The sequence below is a fragment of the Kitasatospora sp. NPDC092948 genome, from assembly GCF_044754805.1.
Classification (GTDB): domain Bacteria; phylum Actinomycetota; class Actinomycetes; order Streptomycetales; family Streptomycetaceae; genus Kitasatospora.
In genome coordinates this window covers 73,338-95,767 of the sequence record NZ_JBIVPU010000011.1, presented here as the reverse complement: position 1 = coordinate 95,767, position 22,430 = coordinate 73,338, and the positions used below count along the sequence as shown (strand labels likewise).

22 protein-coding genes are annotated in these 22,430 nt (G+C 73.0%); 6 read left to right on the top strand and 16 right to left on the bottom strand.

Features of this window, described 5'->3' with window-relative positions:
• Positions 1-211: 211 nt before the first annotated feature.
• Positions 212-1,369 (top strand): DUF2332 domain-containing protein, encoded by a 1,158-nt coding sequence (locus tag ACIQF6_RS27240; protein ID WP_400899515.1) that lies wholly within the window; start codon positions 212-214, stop codon positions 1,367-1,369.
• On the opposite strand, the gene ACIQF6_RS27235 is transcribed toward ACIQF6_RS27240, so the two are convergent.
• On the bottom strand, positions 1,357-1,896 hold the full coding sequence (locus ACIQF6_RS27235; protein ID WP_400899513.1) for a DinB family protein: 540 nt from the start codon (positions 1,894-1,896) through the stop codon (positions 1,357-1,359). The two genes, ACIQF6_RS27240 and ACIQF6_RS27235, sit on opposite strands and share 13 nt — an antisense overlap.
• Before the next feature lie 207 nt (positions 1,897-2,103).
• On the opposite strand from ACIQF6_RS27235, the gene ACIQF6_RS27230 reads away from it, so the two are divergent.
• Entirely contained in the window at positions 2,104-3,069 is a 966-nt protein-coding gene (locus ACIQF6_RS27230) for a transglycosylase SLT domain-containing protein (protein ID WP_400899511.1), read from the top strand.
• A 13-nt stretch (positions 3,070-3,082) separates the two neighbouring features.
• On the opposite strand, the gene ACIQF6_RS27225 is transcribed toward ACIQF6_RS27230, so the two are convergent.
• From ACIQF6_RS27225 to ACIQF6_RS27200, 6 genes are all read right to left on the bottom strand, one after another.
• On the bottom strand, positions 3,083-3,463 hold the full coding sequence (locus tag ACIQF6_RS27225) for an HIT family protein (protein ID WP_400899509.1): 381 nt from the start codon (positions 3,461-3,463) through the stop codon (positions 3,083-3,085).
• Between the two features lie 157 nt (positions 3,464-3,620).
• A complete protein-coding gene (locus ACIQF6_RS27220) occupies positions 3,621-4,886 on the bottom strand; it encodes a S8 family serine peptidase (RefSeq protein ID WP_400899507.1) in 1,266 nt (421 codons plus the stop codon).
• Between the two features lie 239 nt (positions 4,887-5,125).
• Positions 5,126-6,529, bottom strand: coding sequence for a S8 family serine peptidase (locus tag ACIQF6_RS27215; RefSeq protein WP_400899505.1), 1,404 nt, complete (start codon positions 6,527-6,529; stop codon positions 5,126-5,128).
• A gap of 92 nt (positions 6,530-6,621) precedes the next feature.
• Entirely contained in the window at positions 6,622-8,079 is a 1,458-nt protein-coding gene (locus tag ACIQF6_RS27210) for a WXG100 family type VII secretion target (protein WP_400899503.1), read from the bottom strand.
• Positions 8,080-8,143: 64 nt separating this feature from the next.
• Positions 8,144-8,602, bottom strand: a complete 459-nt coding sequence (locus tag ACIQF6_RS27205; protein WP_400899501.1) for a hypothetical protein — start codon at positions 8,600-8,602, stop codon at positions 8,144-8,146.
• A gap of 141 nt (positions 8,603-8,743) precedes the next feature.
• Entirely contained in the window at positions 8,744-9,433 is a 690-nt protein-coding gene (locus ACIQF6_RS27200) for an endonuclease V (protein ID WP_400899499.1), read from the bottom strand.
• A 238-nt stretch (positions 9,434-9,671) separates the two neighbouring features.
• On the opposite strand from ACIQF6_RS27200, the gene ACIQF6_RS27195 reads away from it, so the two are divergent.
• Positions 9,672-10,016: a hypothetical protein gene (locus ACIQF6_RS27195; RefSeq protein WP_400899497.1), complete on the top strand. Its 345-nt coding sequence runs from the start codon at positions 9,672-9,674 to the stop codon at positions 10,014-10,016.
• A gap of 106 nt (positions 10,017-10,122) precedes the next feature.
• Here the strand turns inward: ACIQF6_RS27195 and ACIQF6_RS27190 are convergent, their stop codons facing one another.
• On the bottom strand, positions 10,123-10,827 hold the full coding sequence (locus ACIQF6_RS27190; protein WP_400899495.1) for an RDD family protein: 705 nt from the start codon (positions 10,825-10,827) through the stop codon (positions 10,123-10,125).
• A 140-nt stretch (positions 10,828-10,967) separates the two neighbouring features.
• Positions 10,968-13,013, bottom strand: coding sequence for an RDD family protein (locus ACIQF6_RS27185; RefSeq protein WP_400899493.1), 2,046 nt, complete (start codon positions 13,011-13,013; stop codon positions 10,968-10,970).
• A 401-nt stretch (positions 13,014-13,414) separates the two neighbouring features.
• Between ACIQF6_RS27185 and ACIQF6_RS27180 the strand changes: the two genes are divergently transcribed.
• Positions 13,415-13,834, top strand: coding sequence for an SsgA family sporulation/cell division regulator (locus tag ACIQF6_RS27180; RefSeq protein WP_400899491.1), 420 nt, complete (start codon positions 13,415-13,417; stop codon positions 13,832-13,834).
• Positions 13,835-13,877: 43 nt separating this feature from the next.
• On the opposite strand, the gene ACIQF6_RS27175 is transcribed toward ACIQF6_RS27180, so the two are convergent.
• The 3 genes from ACIQF6_RS27175 to ACIQF6_RS27165 all read right to left on the bottom strand — a co-directional run bounded on the left by ACIQF6_RS27175 (position 13,878) and on the right by ACIQF6_RS27165 (position 18,024).
• Positions 13,878-15,290 (bottom strand): glycosyltransferase 87 family protein, encoded by a 1,413-nt coding sequence (locus tag ACIQF6_RS27175; protein WP_400899489.1) that lies wholly within the window; start codon positions 15,288-15,290, stop codon positions 13,878-13,880.
• Between the two features lie 626 nt (positions 15,291-15,916).
• Positions 15,917-17,302: a sensor histidine kinase gene (locus tag ACIQF6_RS27170; RefSeq protein WP_400899759.1), complete on the bottom strand. Its 1,386-nt coding sequence runs from the start codon at positions 17,300-17,302 to the stop codon at positions 15,917-15,919.
• 17 nt (positions 17,303-17,319) lie between these two features.
• Positions 17,320-18,024, bottom strand: coding sequence for a response regulator transcription factor (locus tag ACIQF6_RS27165; RefSeq protein ID WP_400899487.1), 705 nt, complete (start codon positions 18,022-18,024; stop codon positions 17,320-17,322).
• Between the two features lie 167 nt (positions 18,025-18,191).
• Between ACIQF6_RS27165 and ACIQF6_RS27160 the strand changes: the two genes are divergently transcribed.
• Positions 18,192-18,797 (top strand): hypothetical protein, encoded by a 606-nt coding sequence (locus ACIQF6_RS27160; protein ID WP_400899485.1) that lies wholly within the window; start codon positions 18,192-18,194, stop codon positions 18,795-18,797.
• Positions 18,798-18,877: 80 nt separating this feature from the next.
• Positions 18,878-19,372, top strand: coding sequence for an Lrp/AsnC family transcriptional regulator (locus tag ACIQF6_RS27155; protein ID WP_400899483.1), 495 nt, complete (start codon positions 18,878-18,880; stop codon positions 19,370-19,372).
• Positions 19,373-19,639: 267 nt separating this feature from the next.
• On the opposite strand, the gene ACIQF6_RS27150 is transcribed toward ACIQF6_RS27155, so the two are convergent.
• The 4 genes from ACIQF6_RS27150 to ACIQF6_RS27135 all read right to left on the bottom strand — a co-directional run bounded on the left by ACIQF6_RS27150 (position 19,640) and on the right by ACIQF6_RS27135 (position 22,193).
• The gene (locus ACIQF6_RS27150) at positions 19,640-20,455 is read right to left on the bottom strand and encodes a S16 family serine protease (RefSeq protein ID WP_400899481.1); all 816 of its coding nucleotides are present in this window, start codon (positions 20,453-20,455) and stop codon (positions 19,640-19,642) included.
• A gap of 64 nt (positions 20,456-20,519) precedes the next feature.
• Positions 20,520-21,170, bottom strand: coding sequence for an IclR family transcriptional regulator (locus ACIQF6_RS27145; protein WP_400899479.1), 651 nt, complete (start codon positions 21,168-21,170; stop codon positions 20,520-20,522).
• A 355-nt stretch (positions 21,171-21,525) separates the two neighbouring features.
• Positions 21,526-21,903 carry a DUF2752 domain-containing protein gene (locus tag ACIQF6_RS27140; RefSeq protein ID WP_400899757.1) on the bottom strand — a complete coding sequence of 126 codons (378 nt, stop codon included), beginning with the start codon at positions 21,901-21,903 and terminating at the stop codon, positions 21,526-21,528.
• An 80-nt stretch (positions 21,904-21,983) separates the two neighbouring features.
• Positions 21,984-22,193 carry a TM2 domain-containing protein gene (locus ACIQF6_RS27135; protein ID WP_400899755.1) on the bottom strand — a complete coding sequence of 70 codons (210 nt, stop codon included), beginning with the start codon at positions 22,191-22,193 and terminating at the stop codon, positions 21,984-21,986.
• Positions 22,194-22,430: the final 237 nt, after the last annotated feature.

Sequence of the window (22,430 nt, the reverse complement as noted above, 5' to 3'; positions counted from 1 at the left end):
CGTCCGCGCCGGGCGTCCGCGCCGGGCGTCCGCGCCGGGCGCACCGTGCACCTCACGCATCCGAACGCACTCGACCGCATTCGCACATACCCGTACTCATCCGTACGCACCCGCACCGCTCGTGAGCGAGATCACCGGCGGGTGCGCTACCAAAGGGTCGTCCGACGGCGAAGGATGACGTGCTGTAGGCCCAGGACGGAGGAGCTCTCGAATGCCCATCGACCATGCCGTCGCGATGTTCCGGCACCAGGCCGACGCCTGTGCGGAGCTCGGCTCCCCGCTGTCCGCCGCACTGTTGCGCCGGGCCGCCGATGACCTGGCCGCGGGCGGCCCGTGCGCCGCGGCGATCGCCGGCCACGAGGACGCCCCCGGTCCGTCGGCCGTCGCCCTGCGCCTGCTCGGCGCCGTCCATGCCCTGGTGATCTCCGGCCGGGCGCCCGGACTCGCCGCCCACTACCCGAGCGTGGGCGGCGCCTTCGACCCGGCCGACCCGGACGCCCCCTGGCCGGCGTTCCGCACCACCGTCGCCGACCACCTGCCGTGGATCCGCGAGTGGCTCACCCGCCCGCCGCAGACCAACGAGGTCGGCCGCGCCAACCTGCTGCTCACCGGCCTGGTCTGGGCACAGCGCCGGCTCGCCCGGACTGCCCCGGACGCCGCTCCGGACGCCGCGTCGGCCACCGCGCCGGCCACCGCGCCGCTGCCGGTGCGGCTGCACGAGCTCGGCTCCTCCGCCGGCCTCAACCTCCTTGCCGAGCAGTTCCGTTGCGCCTCGCCCGGGTTCACGTACGGGCCGGCGGACTCACCGGTGGTGCTCGCCGACGCCTGGCGGGGCGAGCCGCCGGCCTGGCTGCGGGACGCGCCGCTCCAGCGAGTGGTGGAGCGGCGCGGCTGCGACCCGACGCCGATCGACCCGCGCTCCGCCGACGGGGCGCTCGCCCTGCGCGCCTACCTGTGGGCGGACCAACTCCCGCGGCTGGAAAGGCTGAACGGCGCGCTCGCCGTCGCCGCCCGGATCCCCGCCCCGGTCGAACCGGTCGGCGCGGCCGAGTTCCTGCGCAGCGTCCGGGTCGCCGACGGCACGCTCACCGTGGTCTGGCACTCGATCATGCGCCAGTACGTCCCCGCCGAGGAATGGCGGTCCGCAGAAGGCGAGTTGGAGCGCCTGGCGGCCTCGTCCGGGCCGTCCGCGCCGTTCGTCCACCTCGCCCTGGAACCGCGCCGGGTCGGCGCCGGCCACCGCTTCCTGTTCACCGCCCGACTCGGCACGGGGCCCACCACCGTGCTCGCCGAAGCGGTGCCGCACGGGCTGCCGGCATGGACGCCGGAGCCCGGCGACCCGGCCCTGGAGTTCGATCAACTCGCCTGATGCTGCTGCCCGGTGACGTCGTAGCGGTGGTGCACCGGGTCGTGGATCACGTAGCGGGCGAAGGACTCCACGGTGAACCGGGCGCCGTCGCTGCGCAGTCCGGTGCGCGCCCGGGCGGCGTCCGGCACGGCCTCCAGCGCATGCGCCAACTGATCGACGGCGGCGGCGAGTTCGACCGAGACCGCCGCCGGGTCCTGCTCGCCGTAGCGCTCCTCGTCGGCGGTCGCGTCCTGGTCCCAGTTGGCGAACTGCGGATCGTCCTCGGCCAGCATCAGGTTCAGCCGCACCACGCACAGCCGGTACACGTCCCGCACGTGGCAGGCGTACTCCAGCGCCGACCACACCTCCGGCCGCGGCCGCTCCCGCAGCCGGGCCGGATCGCCCGCCAGCAGCTCCGTCCAGGCCGCCGCGTTCGCCCGGAACATGCCCGGGATCTGCTCGAACGCGACCGTCGGGGTGTCCAGGCCGCACTCCGGGCAGGGGCGCTCCAGCACCCAGGTCCAGTCCTTGGTGTCAGGGATCATCATGCGCCCAGCATCGCCCGCCTCTTCCCCGCCCCACCAGGGGCGCCACCGCCACCGATCGTCGAGATCCCGCCACCCGTCGCGGCCGACGCCCCGCAGCTGACGACCCGTGAGCGAACGACTTCCGGGCAGGGCGTAGCATGCTCCCGACTCGCGGACCGGTCTCCTTGCGGCGAGCGGGTCGCTCGTACACAAACAGGGGGGATTCTCATGACTGTCCGCACTCCGGTGCGCGCCGCGCTGTGCCTGCTGTCGGCCGCCGCCGTCCTGGTCCCGGTCGCCGGCTGCGCCAAGAAGCCGTCGGACGACGGCCACCAGGCCGCGGCCGGCGCCGCGGTCGAGCTTTCGCCCAGCCCGACGGCCTCCGCCACACCGTCGCCGACGCCGACGCCGTCCGAGTCCGCCACGCCGTCGGCCTCCGCGACACCCGGCGCCTCGGACTCCCCGAAGCCGTCCCGCAGCGCCACCCCCACTCCCACCCGCACCGCGACCCGCCCGCCGACCGCCGCCCCCGCCCCCGTCGCCAAGGCCGGCCCGGTCGCACCCCCGCCGCCCGCCGTCCCGCCGCACACCCCGCCGCTGCAGAGCTCCTGCAAGCCGTCCTACACCGGCACCAACGAGCCCAAGTCCGCCGTCGGCGACGCGCTCGCCGCCGCCGCGGCCAAGACCCGCACCTTCGCCCTCAGCGCCCCCTCCGGCGGCCGCACCTCCGACACCCTCCCGCCCCTGCCGGCCGCCCTGGTCAAGGCGATCGCCTGGCAGGAGAGCGGCTGGCAGTCCGCGATCCTCGCCTGCGACGGCGGCATCGGCACCATGCAGGTCATGCCCGGCACCGTCTCCACCATGAACGCCAAGTACAACAACACCTCCGACCCCAACACCCTGGCCGGCAACGTCCAGCTCGGCACCGAGTACCTCGACTGGCTGGTCGCCTACTACGGCGACTCCTGCTTCGGCGGCAACTACGACCTCTCCCCCGACCCCGTCAGCGGCAAGACCCCCCTGCTCGACCTGGTCGTCGCCGCCTACAACGCCGGCGCGGGCAACGTCCACTACAACCTCGTCACCGACCCCGCCACCGGCGCCCAGATCGGCCAGTCCGTCATCCCGAACCCGTCGTACGTCGCCAACGTGAAGGCCCTGATGACCAAGGCCCCCTGGACCACCGCGAGTTGATGCGCCCCGCGCGCTACCCCTCAGCCGCCAGCGCGGCGGCGACCCGACCCGCAACGTCGTCCATCGCCGCCGCCGTCAAGGCCCGCTCCCCCGCACCCAACAGCCCGAACACCCGGGGGCCGCGCAGCTCCACCCCCAGCCTCGCCCCGCGCGGCACCACATGAAAATGCACATGCCGGAAGCCCGCTGCCTCCCCGAACTGCGCCACATAGGCCTTCTCACACCCCGTCACCACCTCCACCGCCCGCGCCAACCGCACCAACCACCCACCCAGCGACGCCGCCTCCGCCCCGGTCAGCTCCGCCATCGACTCCAGGTGCCGCCTCGGCAACAACACCAGCCAACCCGGCAGCGCACAGTCCACCGCGTGCACCACCCGCCAGTGCTCGTCCACAGCGATGCGCTCATACCGCGGCAACCCCTCGAACTCGGCCTCGCGCGCACACGCATAACACCCCGCCACGCCCCGCCCCTCCCACCCTCCACACACACAACGGCCCCCCGAGGCGCGGCAGAGCCACTCCCCGAGGAGCCGTCAACCTACAGCTCTCTCACCGCTGATACGGATTTCCCCCACCCGGCGGCTGCTGCGGCGGATACGGCGCCTGCTGCTGCGGGTACGGCGGAGGCGGGTAACCCTGACCCGCCTGCTGCCCATAGCCGGACCCGGCCTGCTGCGGCGGATACCCGCGCCCGGGGCCACCACCCGGACCACCGGGGCCGGTCGGACCGCCGGGGCCGCCGCCGTTGCCGCTCTTGGAGCGCCGGACCAGCAGCACGATCACCACGATGACGATCAGGCCGAGGACACCGCCGCCGACCGCGATCAGCATTCCGTTGCTGCTCTTGGAGTCGCTGCTCGCCTGCGGGGTGGTGGAGTCACCACCGGCCTGAGGCGTCTTCGCGGGATCCGTCGCGGGGGTACCGGAATCCGCCGAGGACGAGCCTGCGCGATGGAGCAACGGATTCTCCTTCGGCCCGTTGTCCACCGCGGAGTTGGGGGCCAACGACGCAGAAGGGGAAACAATTCCATAGCCGTACTGATCGTTCGGGAAGGTTCCCTTGCCCTGGGGCTTCACAGCACTCTTGATCATGCGGTTGATGACCTGGCCTGCCGACAGGTTCGGATACTTCGACCTGATCAATGCCGCCGTCGCCGAGACGTATGCAGTCGCGTCAGACGTTCCGTTCGCCGTACCGTAGCCCTGCTTCCCGTTCGCACGGTAGATGTTGGCACCCGGAGCCGCCAGCGTCACCTGGGGACCGGTAGCCGAATTCGGCCACAGGTCACCGCTCTCCTCCACCGCTGTCGCCACAACCACCCCTGGGAAAACCGCCGGGCAGCTGATCTTTACGGACGGGTTGTTTCCGGAACCTGCGACGAGTACAACATCCCTCTGGAGTGCATAGTTGATGGCATCCTGATAGCCGTCGTCAAGCTGGCTTCCCGCGATGAAGGACATATTGATGACCTTCGCGTTCTGGTCGACCGCATAGCGGATCGCCTTGCCGATTTCCGTGCCGCTCGCCGACTTCAGGTCATTGAGGCCTCCGACATTGACCTTCACGGGAAGGATCTTCGCCTTCGGCGCGAGTCCAATGATCCCGGCGTTGTCGCCGTGCCCGCGCCCGGCAATGAGGCTGGCCATGCCAGTTCCGTGGCCATCGCTGTCGCTTCGACCATCAGCGCCACCATCTGCGAAGTCCGCACCAGGAAGAACCTGCCCAACCAAATCGGGGTGCTCCCCCACACCAGCGTCGATGACAGCAACTACCACGCCCTCGCCCTGGCTGATCGGCCAAACCTTCTCGGCCACGCTGTACTTCTTGAGCACCCACTGCCCATCACGAATCTCGTCTGCGGTCGCCGGCCCCGCGCTGACACCCCACACCAAGGCCCCCGCCACTGCCACGGCCGACCACCGCCAGACACCCCGCCCGTCCCGCACTCCCAACTCCCCCTCAGTGCCGGTGCCACAGACACCGAACTCACTCAACAAAACGGTCCCTCGACGTCGGCTCACCGATATCGAGGGACCGTCAACCGATCGCTCTCTCAACGCTGATACGGATTCCCCCCGCCCGGCGGCTGCTGCGGCGGATACGGCGCCTGCTGCTGCGGGTACGGCGGAGGCGGGTAACCCTGACCCGGCTGCGGCTGCCCATAGCCGGGCCCGGGCTGCTGCGGCGGATACCCGTGCCCGGGGCCACCACCCGGACCACCGGGGCCGGTCGGACCGCCGGGGCCGCCGCCGTTGCCGCTCTTGGAACGCCGGACCAGCAGCACGATCACCACGATGACGATCAGGCCGAGGACACCACCGCCGACCGCGATCAGCATTCCGTTGCTGCTCTTGGAATCACTGCTCGCCTGCGGGGAGTCACCACCGGCCTGAGGCGTCTTTGCCGGATCCGTCGCGCCGGCCCCCGGAGACTTGGGGGACGCTCCGTCACCCGAACCCGCGCGCTTGACCAGCGGGTTCTCCTTCGGACCGTTGTCCACCTCCGGGTTGGGTGCCAACGCGCCCGACGGAGATGCAACGCCATACCCGTACTGGTCGTTCGGGAACGTCCCCTTGTTCGGCAGCTGTACCGCACTCTTGATCATCCGGTTGATGACCTGACCCGCCGACAGGTCCGGGTATTTCGACCGCACCAGCGCGGCAATCGCGGAGACGTACGCCGTCGAGTCGGACGTGCCGTCACCAGTGCTGTATCCCTGCTTCCCGTTTGCGCGGTAGATGTTGGCACCCGGAGCGGCAAGCGTCATCTCAGGCCCCGTGGTCTCCTTTCCCCACACGTCGCCGCTTTCCTCAATCGCCCCAACTACGACCACTCCCGGGAAGCAAGCAGGGCAACGGATCTCCCCACCAGGGCTGTTACCGGAGGAGGAAACAAGGACTACATCCCGTTGGAAGGCATAGTTGATCGCATCCTGATATCCATCATCAGATTTGACTCCCCCACCGAAGGACATGCTGATGACCTTCGCGCCATTGTCGACCGCGTAGCGGATCGCCTTGCCGATCTCCACCCCGTCACCGGTCTGGATGTTCGAAGCATCACCGACGTGAATCTTCACAGGAAGAATCTTGGCCTTGGGTGCGAGGCCCATGATTCCCGCACCGTCGCCATGTCCGTGCCCAGCAATGATGCTCGCCATTCCGGTCCCATGGCCGTCGGCGTCACTTCGCCCGTCCTTGCCAGGACTTGTGAAGTCCGCGCCGGGGAGCACCTGGCCAGTAAGGTCTGGGTGGTCTCCAACGCCGGTGTCGATGACGGCAACGATCACCCCGTCGCCCTTGCTGATCGGCCAGACCTTCTCGGCCGCGCTGTAGCTGTTCAGCGCCCACTGCCCATCGCGAATGGTGTCCGCGGTCGCCGGCCCCGCGCTGACACCCCACACCAAGGCCCCCGCAGCGAGCGCGGCCAGACCACGCACGGATCGACTGGTCGTCAAGCCTCGTCACCCCACTCGTTGGAGCGGCCGCCCCGCAGATCGACGGATCTGCGGAGCGGCCGGTCGCATTCGACTGTTCTACTGACCGAACGTCATTCCACCACGTCCGGGTTGACCTGAGCACCCGATGCCCAGGTTTCCTCATCCTCGACGAGGTAGTCCGGACGGTCCTTGCCGCGCTTCTTGTCCTTCTTGCCTGCCTGGCCGTGGCCGCCCATGCCGCCGCCGTGCCCAGCACCGGCTTGCCCCTGGCTGCCGGCCTGACCGCCCGCACCGCCTTGGCCAAGACGGTTGCGGCCGATGCCTGAGCCACCTTCGGTGAATGCGCGGCCCCCAGCATTGGCATGGGTCGACTCGCCGATGACGCCACCGGCCTTTCCAGCCAGGCCGCCACCGGAACGCGCGCCAATGCCACTACCGCCGGCACCGCCGCCAACGCCCAGGCCACCGCCGGAACGCGCACCCATGCCGCTGGCACCGCCCGCACCTGCGCCTCCACCCGGGCCACCGCTGCCACCCAGGCCCCCGGAACCGAAGGTGCCGGCCTTGGAGACGCTGTTGCCGCTGAACCCGGCGCGGCTGGTGCCGATACCGGATCCGCCGCCGAGCAGTCCGCCTTCGCCGCGGCCGGTCAGGTTGCCTCCGGCACCGCCGGACGACCCCAGCCCGCCGCTGCCGGACGGGCCATGCACTCCGCCGGCTCCACCAGCACCACCGATCGTCCCGGCTCCGCCACGGACGCCGCCGTTCGCGCCCTGGATGCCGTCGATGCCCGTACCCGGCCCCTTCGGCTGCGGGACCGGATTGGCCGTACCTCCGGAGATGCCTGCATCGGTCGGCCGAACCACGGCCTGCTGGAGCTTCGGGGCCTGAGGCGTGCGGCTGCTCACCGAACTCTGACCGGAGGTACGGGATCCGGAGGACCCCGTCGGCGCACTGTTCGGCCCAGCAATTCCAGCCCCGATACCCATGATCAGCGCACCGAGGGCGGAGGCACCACCATTGTCCGGTGGCTGCAGATCCTTCGAGTCGTCGAGGCGAGCGAGGGGCGGCTTCAAGTAGTTCGTTGTGGCGCGGTAGCTCGCAGCAAGCGTCTGCATGACCGTAACCGCCTGCTGCTTACGCGTGTCCGCGATGGCAGTGCGGGTGTCTTCGTTGTCGATACCGACCGTCTGCTGTGCAGTGTCGCTGATCGCGTCGCCCACCTTGGCAAAGAACCCGGGTTCCTCGGGCATGTCGCGCTTGGCCTTGTCGATGGCCTCGGACATCATCTCCAGGGCGTTTGCGGCGTCGTTCGAATAGGCCGCAACGTTGTTGACGGTGTTGGCCAGCGTGGTCATCCGCGAGTAGAACGCGTCGCTGGTGTCGCCCTGCCAGGAGTCGCTGGCATCGGCGGCCGCAGTGTTCAGCGCCGTACGGATCTGCTTGAGGGTGTTGGTGGCGCGGCGCCAGGGATCGGCGGCGGCCATGACCGCACCGGAGTCCATCGACTGGACCATGCTGCGCATCTGGCCATGGCTGTAGGAGTTGAAGTTGGTCATGTCGGTCACGGTTGGCTCCCCTCACACCGAACATCGGCTCGGGCGTCGCCCGGTGCCGCTGTGTGTCGAATGATCAAAACTTCGGCCTCGGCTCTCCGCTGCCCGACGGCGACACGTTCCCGGCCGGCGGCACCGCCTGTGGTGCTGCCGCGGTCGTACGCTGAGTCGAGGTCACCGGAGTGGGGGCCACCGTGGACCAACCGTCACTCGCCAGCTTCAGATGCTTGCTGGCGTTGTGTTCCTGCTCCTCATAGTTGGTTGCGGTACGGTCCGCATTCTGTTGCGCCTCGTCGATCGACTGCTGGATCTGATCGAGGACCGCCCTCAGCCCCTCCCGCATGTCGCCGTACTTCTGGTGCAACGCCGCGGCCTCCGGAAAGCTGCCGAACGCCGCCGGGCTCAGCCCCGTCTGGCCGTGGACCTTTGCGCCGCCCGCGCCGTCCTCGAACTCCTTGAGCAGTCCTCGGACTTGCGCCGCGAACGCGCGCAGGCTGTCGACCTCTACCTGGTAGCCGTTGCCGCCTGTGCTCATGTAACTCGTACCTCCCCCGTACCTGCTGCCCGCTGGACTGCCCGCTCGACCGCCTGGGGCCTGATGGAAAGTTGGCTCCAGTCCATATGTCTAACACATGGAACGGTCCGTCAAGACGCCAGCGGGGGAAGGGGCGTGGGGTCAGGGGGTGGGGGCGGTGGCGGCAAGGGCCTGGCGGCAGAGGGAGTCGGCTCGGCGGGTGGTTTCGGGGAGGCGGTAGGAGGGGGTGAGGGCGAGGGTGACGGCGGTGGCTTCGGGTAGACCGATGCGGTGACCGACGGAGAGGAAGACGGGTTTGACACCCTCGCGGGTGCGGACGGCGCGGCCGACCGTCTCGGGGCCGTCGAGGAGCGGGGACCAGTCGCCGCGGTGTTCGCCGGGCGGTTCGTGGGTGAAGGTGAAGGGGTTCTTGGCGATTCCGAGGGTGGGCAGGCCGGTGTGGACGCCGAGGTGGCTGGCGAGGCCGAGGCGGCGGGGGTGGGCGAGGCCGTAGCCGTCGCAGACGATCAGGTCGGGGGTGCGGGTGAGTCGGGACAGGGCGTCGAGGACGGCGGGGAGTTCACGGAAGGCGAGCAGTCCCGGGAGGTAGGGGAAGGCCACCCGGCCGACGGCGGTGGCCTGTTCGACGACGTCGAGGGTCGTGTAGTCGAGCAGGACGGCCGCGGCGGCGACCACGTCGCGTTCGTCGTCGTAGGCGACGTCGACGCCGGCGATCAGGGTGCCGGGGCGGCGCGGGGGTTCGGGGCCCTCGGGGACGACCAGGGGGCGCAGGCGCTCCTGTTCGGCGCGGGCGGCTTCCGCGGTGGTGGGCCAGTCGGCGGGGACGGTCACGGGGGGCTCCGGGCGGTCGGATCGGGGTGGCGCGGGGCGGCCACCCGCCCCGGTGTTGTCCGTGGGCACGCTATCGTCCGGGGCCCGGGGCGGAGACCGCGGCCGGGAGCCGAAAGCGTGAGCCCGTGCGCCCCCTGTGCCCCCGAACAGCTCAACTCCCAAAGGCTAGGCTGAACTTACCGATGCGGGCCGGAGAACCTGGCCCGGCCCCGCTTCCCCGCGCGAAGGGTTGTCCGCCATGACGCGCCCCACCGCCAGTCCGATCGCGACCGCCGGTCCGATCGCCGCCGTCCGCCCGATCGCCGCCCGCCCGATCGCCGCCCGCCCCGGCCCGGCGCAGGTGGCTGTCGGTGCCGTGATCGCGACGGTCGCCGCCGTGGTCCTGCTGGCCGTGTCCGGGGAGACGGCGGTGTGGCGGGTCGCGGTGCTGGTCGGGTTCGCGGTCGCGCTCGGGACGCTGTCCGCCGTCCTGCTCACCGCCCGCCCCCGCGTACCGGCGGCTCCGGCGGCTCCGGCGGCTCCGGGGGCGAGCGCCCCGAAGCAGTCCGCGCGTCCGTACGAATACGCCCACCGGTCCCAGTAGCCCGAGCGAGGTCGGCAACCGGCGGAGGGCACAACGACTCCCGGGTCCGCGGCAGGTCGATGGCTGCCGCGGGCCCGGGGCCCAACCGCGGAACCGGGGGCGGCCGTCAGGCGGTGGAGACCACCACGGTCTTGGCGGCCTTGTCGTGGATGCACTGGCGGTAGGGCCGGTCGAACACGCCGAACAGGCCGTCGACGGGCCACCAGAGGCCACCGCAACAGAGCAGGGCGGGGACGACGAAGGTGGCGGCGCGGGTCCAGGCGGCGCCGGAGGTCGGGGACGAGCCATCGGCGAGCATCGCGACGCGGAGCTTCATCAGTTTCTTGCCGAAGGTCTGACCGTCCCGGCTGAGCATCAGACCGTCGTAGATCAGGAAGAGCAGGTAGCCGAGCCAGGCCGAGCCGACCCACCCGTCCTGCCGGCCGAAGCTGACGAACGGCAGCAGCACCAGGACGGCGACGACCTCCACCATGATCCAGTCCATCACCGTGGCAATGATCCGCGCGCCCCAGCCGCCGAGCGCGGGCATCCCGGGGATCGGTCCGGGGCCGGGCGCTCCGTAGGGCGAGCCGTGCTGGCCTCCGTAGGGCGAGCCGTGCGGGCCTCCGGGGGGCGGGGTCTGGCCGGGCGGCGGGCCGTCACCGGGCGGCCGGTTGCCGTAGGGGGATCCCGATCCGGGCGGCGCACCGTACTGGCCCCCGTAGCTGGGCGGCGTGTCGTACGGGCTGTCCGCCGACGGCGGCTGCTTGTCGAAGGAAGGCTTGCCGCCCTCCTCCTCCGGCTCGGTCCCAGAGGGGTCGTGGGTGCTCATGCCACGAGTAGAACACCGCAATTCCTGGGATGTTTGGACATTCGCGCCGTTTCCGTCCGTTCAGCGGCGGCCGACGGCAAGCGGCACTGACGGCGCATCGGCCGAGCCCCCGTCAGCGCCGGCCCACCAACGGGCCGCCGTCAGCGCCGCCCCACCCGAACCACCCTGGTCCGGGCCGCCCGGTCGTGCCAGCCGCGTCGGGCGGGACGGTCCAGCAGCGGCGCGAACAGGCCCACCAGCAGGACGTTGCCGAGCCCGCCCACCAGCCAGCGCAGCAACGAACGCCCGAAGCCCGGCGGACGGGTGCCGCCCACCACGACCACCCGGACCCGGGCCAGCCGCTTGCCGAAGGTCTGGCCCGTCCGCGCGACCGGCAGCACCTGGTACAGCAGCGCGAACAGCAGCAGCACGCCGATCACCACGCCCAGCCGGCCCAGCACCACCTGGTCCAGCAGCCACACCTGGTGCTGACGGCCGGTCAACCGGGCGGCCAGCTGCGCCTGCTCGATCTTCTTCCGGACGTGCTCCGCGACGGTGGCCGCCATCGGCACCGCGACGGCCGCCCCGACCACCACCGTCACCGCCGCGTCGACCAGCCATCCGAACGCCCGCATCGCGATCCCCGCCGGGACGGGCGCCGGAGCCGCCGCCTTCCGCTGCTCGCCGCCACCACTGCCGCTGCTGCTGCGCACCCGCGCGGCGGGACGCGACGCCTCGGCCGGGGCGACCCGCGGCCCCGCTTCACCCACCGGCGGCCCCGCCCGGCCCTCGCGCGGCGGCCGCACCCGCTCACTGGTGACATGCGCCGCCCGCGGCTCCCGCGCGGCCCGCTCCAGCGGCGACAACGGCTCGGCGGCAGCGGCAGCGGCAGCAGCGGTAGCGGCAGCCGCAGCCGCCGCGGCCGCAACAGGAGCGACCGGGACGGCCGGGGCCTCGGCGGGTGCCGCGTCGACGCCCCAGGAGACTCGCCGCGGAGCCTCCCCGGTGTCCATCAGCCCACGCTGCGCCCGTGGGTCCGCCCGCCAGCCCGAACCTGCGCCGGAACCCGCACCCGAACCCGCGCCCGGAGGGACGGCAGAACCGGCACCCGAACCGTCCCCGGAACCGGCGGCCGACTCGGCGCTGGGCACGTCCTCCGCGACCGGCGCGCTCGCGCGCGCTCCACTCGCACGCGCTCCGCTCGAACGTGTTCCGCCGGGGCGCACTCCACCCCCACGCGCCTCCCCCGCGCTCCGCCCCCGCAGCGGCTCGTACACCGGTCGCGGCTCGTACAGCGGCCCCGGCGCGACCGACATCCCCACCGAACCGTCACCGTCTGCGTCTCCGGCAGCGGCCCCGCCCCCGTGCCAGGGCGTCCCGCCGAGCGGTTGGGCCGGGCGCGGCACGACCTCCTCCACGATCACCGGCTCCACCGGAACCCGCTCCCCGCCCTGCACCCCGCCCGCAGCCTCGAACCCGGCTGCGGACCCGGCCACGGACCCGCCCTCGAACCCGGCCGCGAACCCGCTCTCGGCCGCGAACGCCTCCGCGATCTCGCGACGCTCCCGGACGCCCCGCGCCTCCCGCGCCTCCCCCACCGGCACCCGCGGTGCCACCACCGCCGCCTCCCCGGCCGACAGCGGCACAGCAGCCGGCACAGCAGCCGGCACGGCAGTCGGCACCCCGGCCGGCACCGCAGCCTGAGCCGCCACCGGCCCCAGACGGAGCGCGGCCGCCGTGGCCCAGGACTCCCCGGCGGCGGGCTGGAGGCCGTTGCCGGTGACGGCCCAGGGGGTGGGCTCGACGGGGCGCACCGGGGATGTCCCGGCGAGGGGGAGGATCTCGACGGCGGCGGGCAGGGGTTCCACCGGGTCGGGGTGGGCGGGCATGTTGAAGGCGGTGTGGGCGCCGGTCTCGTCGAGGTAGATGGGGCCGGTCTCGATCAGCGGGCCGGTGGGCGCGGCGGGGACGAGGCCGGGCGGGAGGCTGTAGGGCGGCGGGCCGAGGTAGCGGGCGACGAAGCGCGGGGGCTGGAGCTGTTCGCCGGGGGCGGGGGCGGCGCGGCTGGTGCCGGGCACCCAGGCGTGGCCGGCCCAGTAGCGGACGAAGCCGGGTACCGAGGGGTCGGGGTAGTAGCCGGGTGCGCCGGCTTCGGCGGGCACGGTCGTGCCGAGCGTCGGTGCTGCGGTGGGGAGCCGGTCCGTCATTGCCTCTTCCTTCGTACCGGCACCGCGGCGTGCAGGTGTGCGGATGTGCGCAACAGGGCCGCCGCGGGCGGAGAGTCGCCGGGCAGTCACAAAGAGTAGTACCTGGAGGGGCCCGGTCCGCCTGGTTCGTCGGAACTCGTGAAACAGGTGGAACGGGACGGACTCGAGTGGTACGGCGCGAGTCCTGGGAGTCGGGTCGGTCGCACCGGGGGGCTGTGGTCGGCCGGTCCGGTGTCCTGTCCGGTGTCCCGCCCGGAACAACCGGGGCGGCGGGGAAAAGGTTCTGCGGAAAGTCCGCCGGAAAAGTTCTCGGAAACCCGTGTAAGAGTGCGCGGCGCCCGTCGTCTCTCGGGTGTGCGGTCGATCGGCGGCCTCACACGGAGGCGAGAGGGTGAGCGGCCATGGCCGGACAGTCGACCGGAGTGGTGGAGCAGGAGCTGGAGCTGGAACTGGTGCTGTCGCCGGAGCGCAGCGTCGCGGTGCCGGCGCGGCTGTCGTACGGGAGCCACGACCCGTTCGCGGTGTACGTGACCTTCCACCTGGACAGCGGGACGCCGGTCACCTGGGTGTTCGCCCGTGAGCTGCTGGTGGAGGGAACGTTCCGCCCGTGCGGTCAGGGCGACGTGCGGATCTGGCCGACCCGGGCGGGGCGGCGCAGCGTGCTGTGCATGGCGCTGAGCTCGCCGGCCGGCGACGCGCTGCTGGAGGCGCCGCTGCCGGTGGTGGCGGCCTGGCTGGAGCGGGCGCACCGGCTGGTGCCGCCGGGTGCCGAGCTGGAGGCGATGGACCTGGACGGCTCGCTCGCCGAGTTGCTGGCGTGACGGCCCGCGCCGGGCTCCGGGCGGGAGTCGGCGGGGCCGGTGCTCAGTGGGCCGCGGGGGCCTTCTGGGTGTCGGTGCTGCCGAGCCCGTCGGGGTCGGTGCGCGGGGCGGGGAGGCGGACCAGCGGGGCGCCGGCGGCGCGGCGGCGGGAGTGCACGCGCAGGCCGGCGACGGCCAGGAAGCACAGGCCGAGCAGGGGGTAGATCGAGGCGGGCAGCTGGCTCGGGACGGGCAGGTGCAGGTCCAGGTCGCCCTTGTGCGGGACGACCCACATCGCGAACGAGAGGAAGCCGAACAGGGTCAGGCCGAACACGATCCGCCAGCGGGCGCGCCGGACGGCGGCGGGGCGGGAGCGTTCGTGGGCGGCCTCGGCGGCGAGCAGCACCAGCATCGGCACGCACCACACCCAGTGGTGGGTCCAGCTGATCGGGGAGACCAGCACGGCGGTGACCAGCGCGGCGCACACGCTCCAGGCGTCGGCCCGCGGCGACCAGCGGGCGCTGCGGTGGGCCCAGAGGGCGATGCCGAGGCCGCCGACGGCGACCAGGGCGGCGAGCGCGGTGGCGGGCAGTCCGGGGTTCTCGGTGTGCAGCAGGCGGGCGACCAGGCCGGTCAGCGACTGGTTGTCGACGATGACGGTCTTGCCGACCCGGGTGGAGTCGAACAGGTACTTCGTCCAGAAGCCGTGGGTGGCGTCCGGCAGGACCAGCGCGCCGATCAGGAAGGTGCCGACGAAGGCGGCGGCGGCCACCATGGCGGCCCGGACCCGGCCGGTGATCAGCAGGTAGACGGCGAACAGGCCGGGGGTGACCTTGATGCCGGCGGCGATGCCGATGGCGAGGCCCTTGGAGCGGGCGTGGTCGGGGCGGGTGAGGTCCCAGAGGATCAGGCAGGCCAGCGCGAGGTTGATCTGCCCGTAGCGCAGGGTGGTGAAGACGGGTTCCAGCCAGACGCCCAGTCCGGTGATCAGGATCACGCCGATCGGTCGCAGTTCGCGGCGCGGCCAGCCGACCAGCTTGAAGGACAGGTGGGCCAGGGTGGCCAGCAGCAGCAGGTTCCCGAGGGTGACGGCGACCCGCAGGAACGGTACGCCGAACCAGGTGGTCGGCACGAACAGCATGGCGGCGAACGGCGGGTAGGTCGCGGGCAGGTCCCACTTGGTGACCCGCAGCGCGTACAGGTCCTGGCCGTGGGCGACGGCGGAGCCCTCGGCCCGGTAGACGATCATGTCGACCATCGAGGTGCCGACGAAGTGCCGCACGGTCGCGTAGCCGAGCAGCGAGACCAGCGCGACCGCGGTGGCGGTGCGCAGCTGCCGCCGGGGTGCGGCGCGCAGCGCGGCAAGGACGGCGGCGAGCAGGCGGGCGGGTGCGGTGAGGGCGCGCTGCCAGGCGGGAACGGCCGGCCGATCGGGCCCGCCGGAGGGTGTGGCGCGCTCTGCTTGCACCGTGGTCACTGTGTTGCTCCGTCCGCCGTTCGACCTGCGCTGGGCCAGCAGCCGACACTACCGGACCTCCCGCCCCGCGCCACCGGTCGCGGACGTGATCGTGGTCGCTCCGAAGCCCCGTCCTGACGAGCGGCCCGGACGGCGGCCCGGACGAACGGCTCGGACGAACGGCCCTACGAGGTCCGACGAGGTCCGGACGAGGGGCAGCGGCAAGGAGTAGGGGTAAGGAGTAGAGGCACAGAGGAGTAGGAGTACGGACCGGAGGTGGCGGACGCCGATCCGGTCGCGGTCGCCCCGGGCTCCCCTCCGGGGGCCCACCCGCAGCGGTCACGGGGAAGGGTGACCGGCCGGGCGCGGCCCCGGCCCGGGGCGACCGCTGGTTCGAGTGGCCGCGTCAGGGAGTCGATCGGCCGGGCGCCCGGCGTGCGGTCGGCCACCGCACACCACGGGCTGCGCGCCGACGCGGACGACGATCGGCGTGGGCCGACCCTAGCGGGACCGGTGGGCCGGATCGGCACGGCCGGGGCGGCATCAGACGCCGCTGAGGCGGTACTAGGGAGTACTTAAGGAAGAGGAGCGACACCAGCTGTCGCCCCCGCGGTAACAGCTGCTGTGTCGGTTTCATCGGCCGGTGGTCAGTCCTTGCGGATCAGTCGGCCGGAGCGGCGCCGTTGCTGGCGCGGCAGTTCGACTTGGGTGCGGGTGTTGAGCCGCACCGCGATCTCGGCGCCGCCGAGCGCGGCGGCGCGGCCGAGGGTGACGTCGCCGCCGGTGCCCTCGGCGAGTTTGCGGACGATGTCCAGGCCGAGGCCGGTGGAGCCCTCGCCGCCGTGGCCGGCGCCGCGGCGGATCGCCGGGGCCGGGTCGGCGAAGCCCGGTCCGGCGTCACCGACCAGGACGGTCACGGCGTCCTCGGTGACGGTCAGGTCGACGGCGAAGGCGGTGCCGACGGCGGTGTGCCGGAAGACGTTGCCGAGCAGCGCGTCGACGGCGGCGGCCAGGTCGCCGCGCTGCACGGGCACGGGCGCCGGTTCCGCGTCGCCGGCCAGCTGCCAGGGCCGGCCCTCGTCCTCGGCGAGGGCCGACCAGAACGCGACGCGTTCGCGGATCACTTCGGTGGCGTCGCAGCCGAGGACGACCGGCGGGGCGTCCACGGGGTCCCGGCGGGCGGTGCGGATGATCTGGTCGACCTCGCGTTCGAGCTGGGCGACGGCGTGCCGGGTGGCGTCGGCGGCGTCGCCCGCGCCGAGTGCGGCGGCGTTGAGCCGGAGCACGGTGAGCGGGGTGCGCAGCCGGTGCGACAGGTCGGCGGCGAGTTCCCGTTCGGCGGCGAGCAGGTGCACGACCCGGTCGGCCATGGCGTTGAACGCGTAGGCGGCTTCGCGGAGTTCTTCGGGTGCGCCCGCCGCTTCGGAGCCGTCGACCGGGACGCGGACGGCGAGGTTGCCGGAGCCGAGCGAGCGGGCGGCGGCGGCGAGGCGGCGGGCAGAGCGGACGATCCGGGTGCCCATGCGGTCGGCGACCGCGACGGAGACCGCGACCAGGGCGAGCGCGACGCCGGAGAGCACCAGCCAGGCGGTGCCGACGCCGCGCGACAGATCGGCGTCGGGGACGAACACCTCGACCACGGCGACCCGGCCGTTGTCGACGGCGACCGGTTCGAGCAGGGCGTAGCCGCCGCCGGTGCGGACGGTGCCGCCCCGGAACCGGCGCTCGCCCTGGTCGTCGACGGAGCTGAACTGCCCGGGGTCGATCCGGGCGTTGCCGACCACCGGACCGTCGGGCAGGTGGACGGCCAGCCGGTCCTGGGCGCCGGCGTCGGTGGAGGCCAGGGCGCGGGCGATGGCGGCCTGGTCGGTGGTGATGGCGAGCGCGGGGCCGAGCGCGGCGGCCTGCCGCTGGGCGGTGGTGATCGCCCGGTCGCGGGCGGTGTGCTGGACGACCAGGCCGAGCGGGATGAGGAACGCCAGCGCGACCATGACGGTGCCGGCGACGGCCGCCTTGACCATCGCCCAGCGCAGCGAGCGGAGCAGGCGTTTCATGTCGTGCACCCGACCGGTCCGACGGGCGCTTCCAGCCGGACGCCGACGCCGCGCACGGTGTGCAGGTAGCGCGGGCTGGAGGCGGTCTCGCCGAGTTTGCGGCGCAGCCAGGACAGGTGGACGTCGATGGTCTGGTCGCCGCCGTAGGTCTGCCGCCACACCTCGGCCAGGATCTCCTTGCGCGGGACGACCACGCCGGGCCGGGCGGCGAGGAAGGCCAGCAGGTCGAACTCGCGCCGGGTGAGATCGAGGCGTTCTCCGTCGAGCAGCGCCTCGCGCCGCTGCGGGTCGATGGCGAGGCCGCCGACCCGCAGGATCTGAGGCGCCATCAGGGAGCCGCCGCCGAGCCGGCGCAGCACGGCTGCCATCCGGGCGGTGAGGTGTTCCCCGGAGAACGGTTTCACCAGGTAGTCGTCCGCGCCGTCGTTCAGCAGCCGGACGATCTCCGCCTCGTCGTCGCGGGCCGTGGAGATGATGACCGGCACGTTGGTCAGTCCGCGGATCATCTTGAGCGCCTCGCTGCCGTCCAGATCGGGCAGGCCCAGATCGAGGATCACCAGGTCGCAGCCGACCTGGGCGACTTCGCGCAGCGCCTCCAGGGCGGTGCCGACGGAGCGCACGGCGTGGCCGGAATCGGCCAGATGGCGGATCAGGGCGGAACGCACAAAGGGGTCGTCCTCGACCACAAGCACTGTTGCCATGGGGCTGCACGGTACGGCATCGCGACCAACTGGTCTGTACCTCGGGGGGTAGGGGCGGTGCCGGTCGGGGGCCTGACGGATCCTCTGGAACCGTGATCTGCAAGGTTGCTGAGGATTAATGGGGTCACTGACCTGCCCGTGACCTGAGTACGGCAGGATGGCCCGCAATGCGGAGCGGATGGGTTCAACTGGGCGCCTGGACGGCAGCCACCGGGGCGGCGGTGGCGCTGTCCTGGCTCGGCGTGCACGCGGTACTGGCCGACACGGTGTTCGAAGGGCCGGTGGCGCTGCCGCTGCCGCCGACGGCCACCTCGCACCCGGGGCCGGCGGCGACCGTGCCGCCGCCCTCGACGACGGGCGTCCCGTCGGCCGCTCCGGGCGACCCGGGCGGCTCCGACAGTCCGGGCCCGGCCGGCGCCACGACGCCCCCGCACCCCGGTCCGGCCCCGGACCCGAGCGCGGACCCGGCCCCGGTTCCGGCCCCGAGCCGGAGCCAGTCCTCGCCGTCGCACAGCACCGCGGCGATCCGCGCCACGCCGAGCAGCACCACCGGGACGGTGAAGAGCTACCTGATGCCGGGCGGCCGGGTGGCGCTCGACATCCGGGAGCACGACGCCGAGTTGGTGTCGGCGACCCCGGAGGCCGGCTGGACGATGCAGGTCTGGCACGGCGACCAGTGGCTGCGGGTGCTGTTCTCCAAGGACGACCGGGCCTCCCAGGTGTACGTGACGTGGAACGGCTACCAGCCGGACGTGCAGGTCGTCCCGGGGTGACGCGCAGCTCGGGGGGCTGACGGGCGGCCCGCGCCGACCCCACAATGTCGGTCGAAGCCCGCACCACCGAGGAGCCGCCCGTGCCCCCGCAGCCCGATGCCATCGACGCACTGGACGGAAAGCTGATCCGGCTGCTCGCCGAGGAGCCGCGGATCGGGGTGCTGGAGTGTTCGCGCCGCCTGCAGGTGGCGCGCGGCACGGTGCAGGCCCGGCTGGACCGGTTGCAGGCCCGCGGGGTGATCGGCGGGTTCGGCCCGCAGGTGGATCCGGGGGCGCTGGGCTATCCGGTGACGGCGTTCGCGACGCTGGAGATCTCGCAGGGGCAGGGCTCGGTGGTCCGGGCGCACCTGGCGGCGGTGCCGGAGGTGCTGGAGCTGCACACCATCACCGGGCACGGCGACATGCTGGTGCGGATCGTGGCCCGGTCCAACGCGGATCTGCAGCGGGTGATCGACCGGGTGGTCGGCTTCGACGGGATCGTCCGGGCGTCCACCGCGATCGCCCTGGAGAACCCGGTGCCGTACCGGATCCTGCCGCTGGTGGAGCAGGCCGCGGGCGCCGCGGACGGGATCTGACGGCGGGCCGCGCCGATCACCGGGCGCCGCGGACGGGGCCTGACGGCGGGCATCGCCGATCGCCTCCCGGGGGCGGGCGCGAGCCGGGCCCGGCGGGGCCGATCGTGCCGGGCGACGACCCGCCTGCGCTCGCGGTGGCGCCGCCGCTCCCGCCGGCGCACCGGTCGACGGCTGCGGCCGGGACGCTGCGGGCCCGGGCCGGCCGGGACGTGACGACTGCCGCGCCCGGCCTGCGGGCCGCCGGCCCGACGCGGCGTCAGGGCCGGTTCAGCAGTGCGGGACGGCGCCGCCGTCGTGCAGCGCCTGGAGGGCGGCGACCGACTCGGCGAGGGTGTCCACCGGGACGAGCTGGAGCCCGTCGGGGGTGTTGACCTTGGCCTGCGTGCACTCGCTGCGCGGCAGCAGGAACACGGTGGCCCCGTCGCGGGACGCCGCCTGGGTTTTCAGCGGGACGCCGCCGACCGGGCCGACCCGCCCCTCCGCGTCGATGGTGCCGGTGCCCGCCACGATCCGGCCGCCGGTCAGGTCGCCGCCCCGGCCGTCGCCGGCGATCTTGTCCACGATGCCCAGGGCCAGCATCTGGCCCGCGCTCGGCCCGCCGATGTCGCCGAGGTCGATGGTGACCTGCACCTGGTCCGGCGACAGGTGCAGGTAGCCCAGGGCGGCCGTCGTGGCGTCGTCCCGGGACTGCGTCATCTGCTGCTGCGTCACCTGGTTGGCCTGCGCCGGGTTGCTCTGCGGGTAGACCTCGTCGGTGGGCACCACGACCTGCTTGGGGGCGACCCAGGCCCGCAGCGAGTCCCACAGGGAGTTGCGGTGCCCCGGCTCGGTGGCCGTGATGGTGACCATCCGCAGCTGGCCCTGGGTGGCGCGCTGCTGCGCCCCGGAGACGGTGATCACCTGTCGGCCCTTGTAGGCGCCCAGGGTGTCGGCGGTGACGCCGGGCCACTCCAGGGTGTAGGGCAGCGGTACGAACGCGGCCACCGCGAACAGTGCCAGCACCGGCAGCGCGCACAGGGCGAGGGCGCGGCTGCGCGGGGCGGTCAGGGCCGTGGGCAGGTTCTGGAGAGGCACACCCCGCATCCAAACACACCGGGGCCGCCGCCAGGGACGGCCGCGCGGATCGACCGCCCCCCGGCGTCCGGTTTCAGCGCAGCGCGTCGGCGACCTCGGTGGCCGCCTCCACCACGCGCGGGCCGACCCGCTCGGGCACCAGGCCGTTGAGCATCACCACGCCGACGCTGCCCTCGATGCCGCTCAGGCCGATCAGCGCGGCGGCGGCGCCGCAGGCGCCCGACTGCTCCTCGGCGCGGGTGATCACGAAGCCGTGCTCGGGGCGGCGCTGGCCGGGGAAGCCGCGGGCGTCCAGGATCGCCCGGCCGGCCGCGCTCTCGGTGAGCGGGTGGCGCAGGCCGGTGCGGTAGGCGACGTGGAAGTCCGTCCAGGTCGGTTCGACCACGGCGACGGCGAGCGCCTCGTTGCCGTCGACCAGGGTGAGGTGGGCGGTGGCGCCGAGGTCCTCGGCGAGCGAGCGCAGCGCGGGCAGCGCGGCCTCGCGCAGCAGCGGGTGCACCCGGTGGGCGAGGCGCAGCACGCCGAGGCCGACCCGGGCGCGGCCGCCGATGTCGCGGCGGACCAGTCCGTGCTGCTCCAGGGTGGCCAGCAGGCGGTACACCACCGTGCGGTTGACGGCCAGTCGGGCGGCCAGCTCGGTCACCGTCAGCCCGCGCTCGGAGTCGGCAAGCAGTTTCAGTACCCGGACACCCCGGTCCAGGGTCTGAGAGGTCTCAGCAGTCACGAACGCCAGGTCCTTTCCGCGGCGAATCCGACCCTACGGCACAACTACCTTTGGCTGCACCGGAATTGATCAAACGCCAGCGGGGTTTCCGGCGTGGGAGTCCGGACTCGGCGCCGTCGGCCGGGCACAGGGCTCCGCGGTTGTCCGGCCGGGCTGCGGGGTGGGGGCCCGGACGGGATTTGGGCAGACGCTAGTGAACGGGAGGTGTGCTGCGGAAGTGGTTGTTCAAAATCCGATCCACATCGTTGGAAAGTCGCGACCAAAAAACGGACAAGGCACCCAAAACTCCCGAGCCCGCCGCTCTGGTGTTCGATATCTGACCGGTAGCCGGACATCCGGCCCCGACCGCGAGGGGTCAGAGGAGGTTGCGGCCGACGGTCCAGAGCACGGCCGCGGCCAGCACCGCGGCGACGCCGCGCGGCCCGAGGCGCAGCTTCCAGCGCCGGCCGGCCAGCCCGTGGCGCAGCCGCACCAGGTACCAGGCGGCGACGAAGGGGAGCGCGAGCAGCAGCGCGGCGTTGTCGTGCCAGGCGGCGAGCAGGTCGCCGTGCAGCAGGTCCCACGCCATCCGGGTGCCGCCGCAGCCGGGGCACTGAAGGCCCGTCAGCCGTCGCCACGGGCAGAACGGCAGGGCCTGGCCGGGCAGGTGCGGGTTCCGGGTGTACAGGTAGGCCGCACCGGCCGACCCGGCGGCGAGCAGCCCGAGCGGGTTGGCGACGGGGTGCCGCAGCAGGGCGAACGGCGAACGGCCGGCGCCCCCGCCGCGGGTGTCCGCGGGGCGGGGGTGCCGGCCGTTCGCCTCGGCGCGCAAGGTCAGCCCTGCAGCAGGCGGCCCTGGGCGTCGGTGCGGTCGTTGCTGACCAGGAAGAGGATGCCGTCGATCAGCGACCAGACGCCGAAGCCGCCGCAGGTGAGCAGCTGGGCGATGCCGATGCCGACGTGGCCGGTGTAGAAGCGGCCGATGCCGAGGTAGCCGAGCAGGATCTGCAGGACGCCCGCGACGATCTTCGACTTGTCGGACATCTGCGGGTTCTGGTTGGGGTACGCCACGATGGCTCCTCTTTCGCGTGCGGGCCGGAGCGTCGGACGGGACGGCATCGGCAGGTCGGCCGCATGCCGAGGCGCACCAACGTGTTGGTCCCCCCCGGCACCGGCATGCGGAAGATTAGCGGATCATCTGACCGCCCGTCTCCACATATTCTTTGCCAAGCCTTGGTGAAAATTCTGACGGCCCGTCAAGGTGGTGCTCCCGGCGAGGCG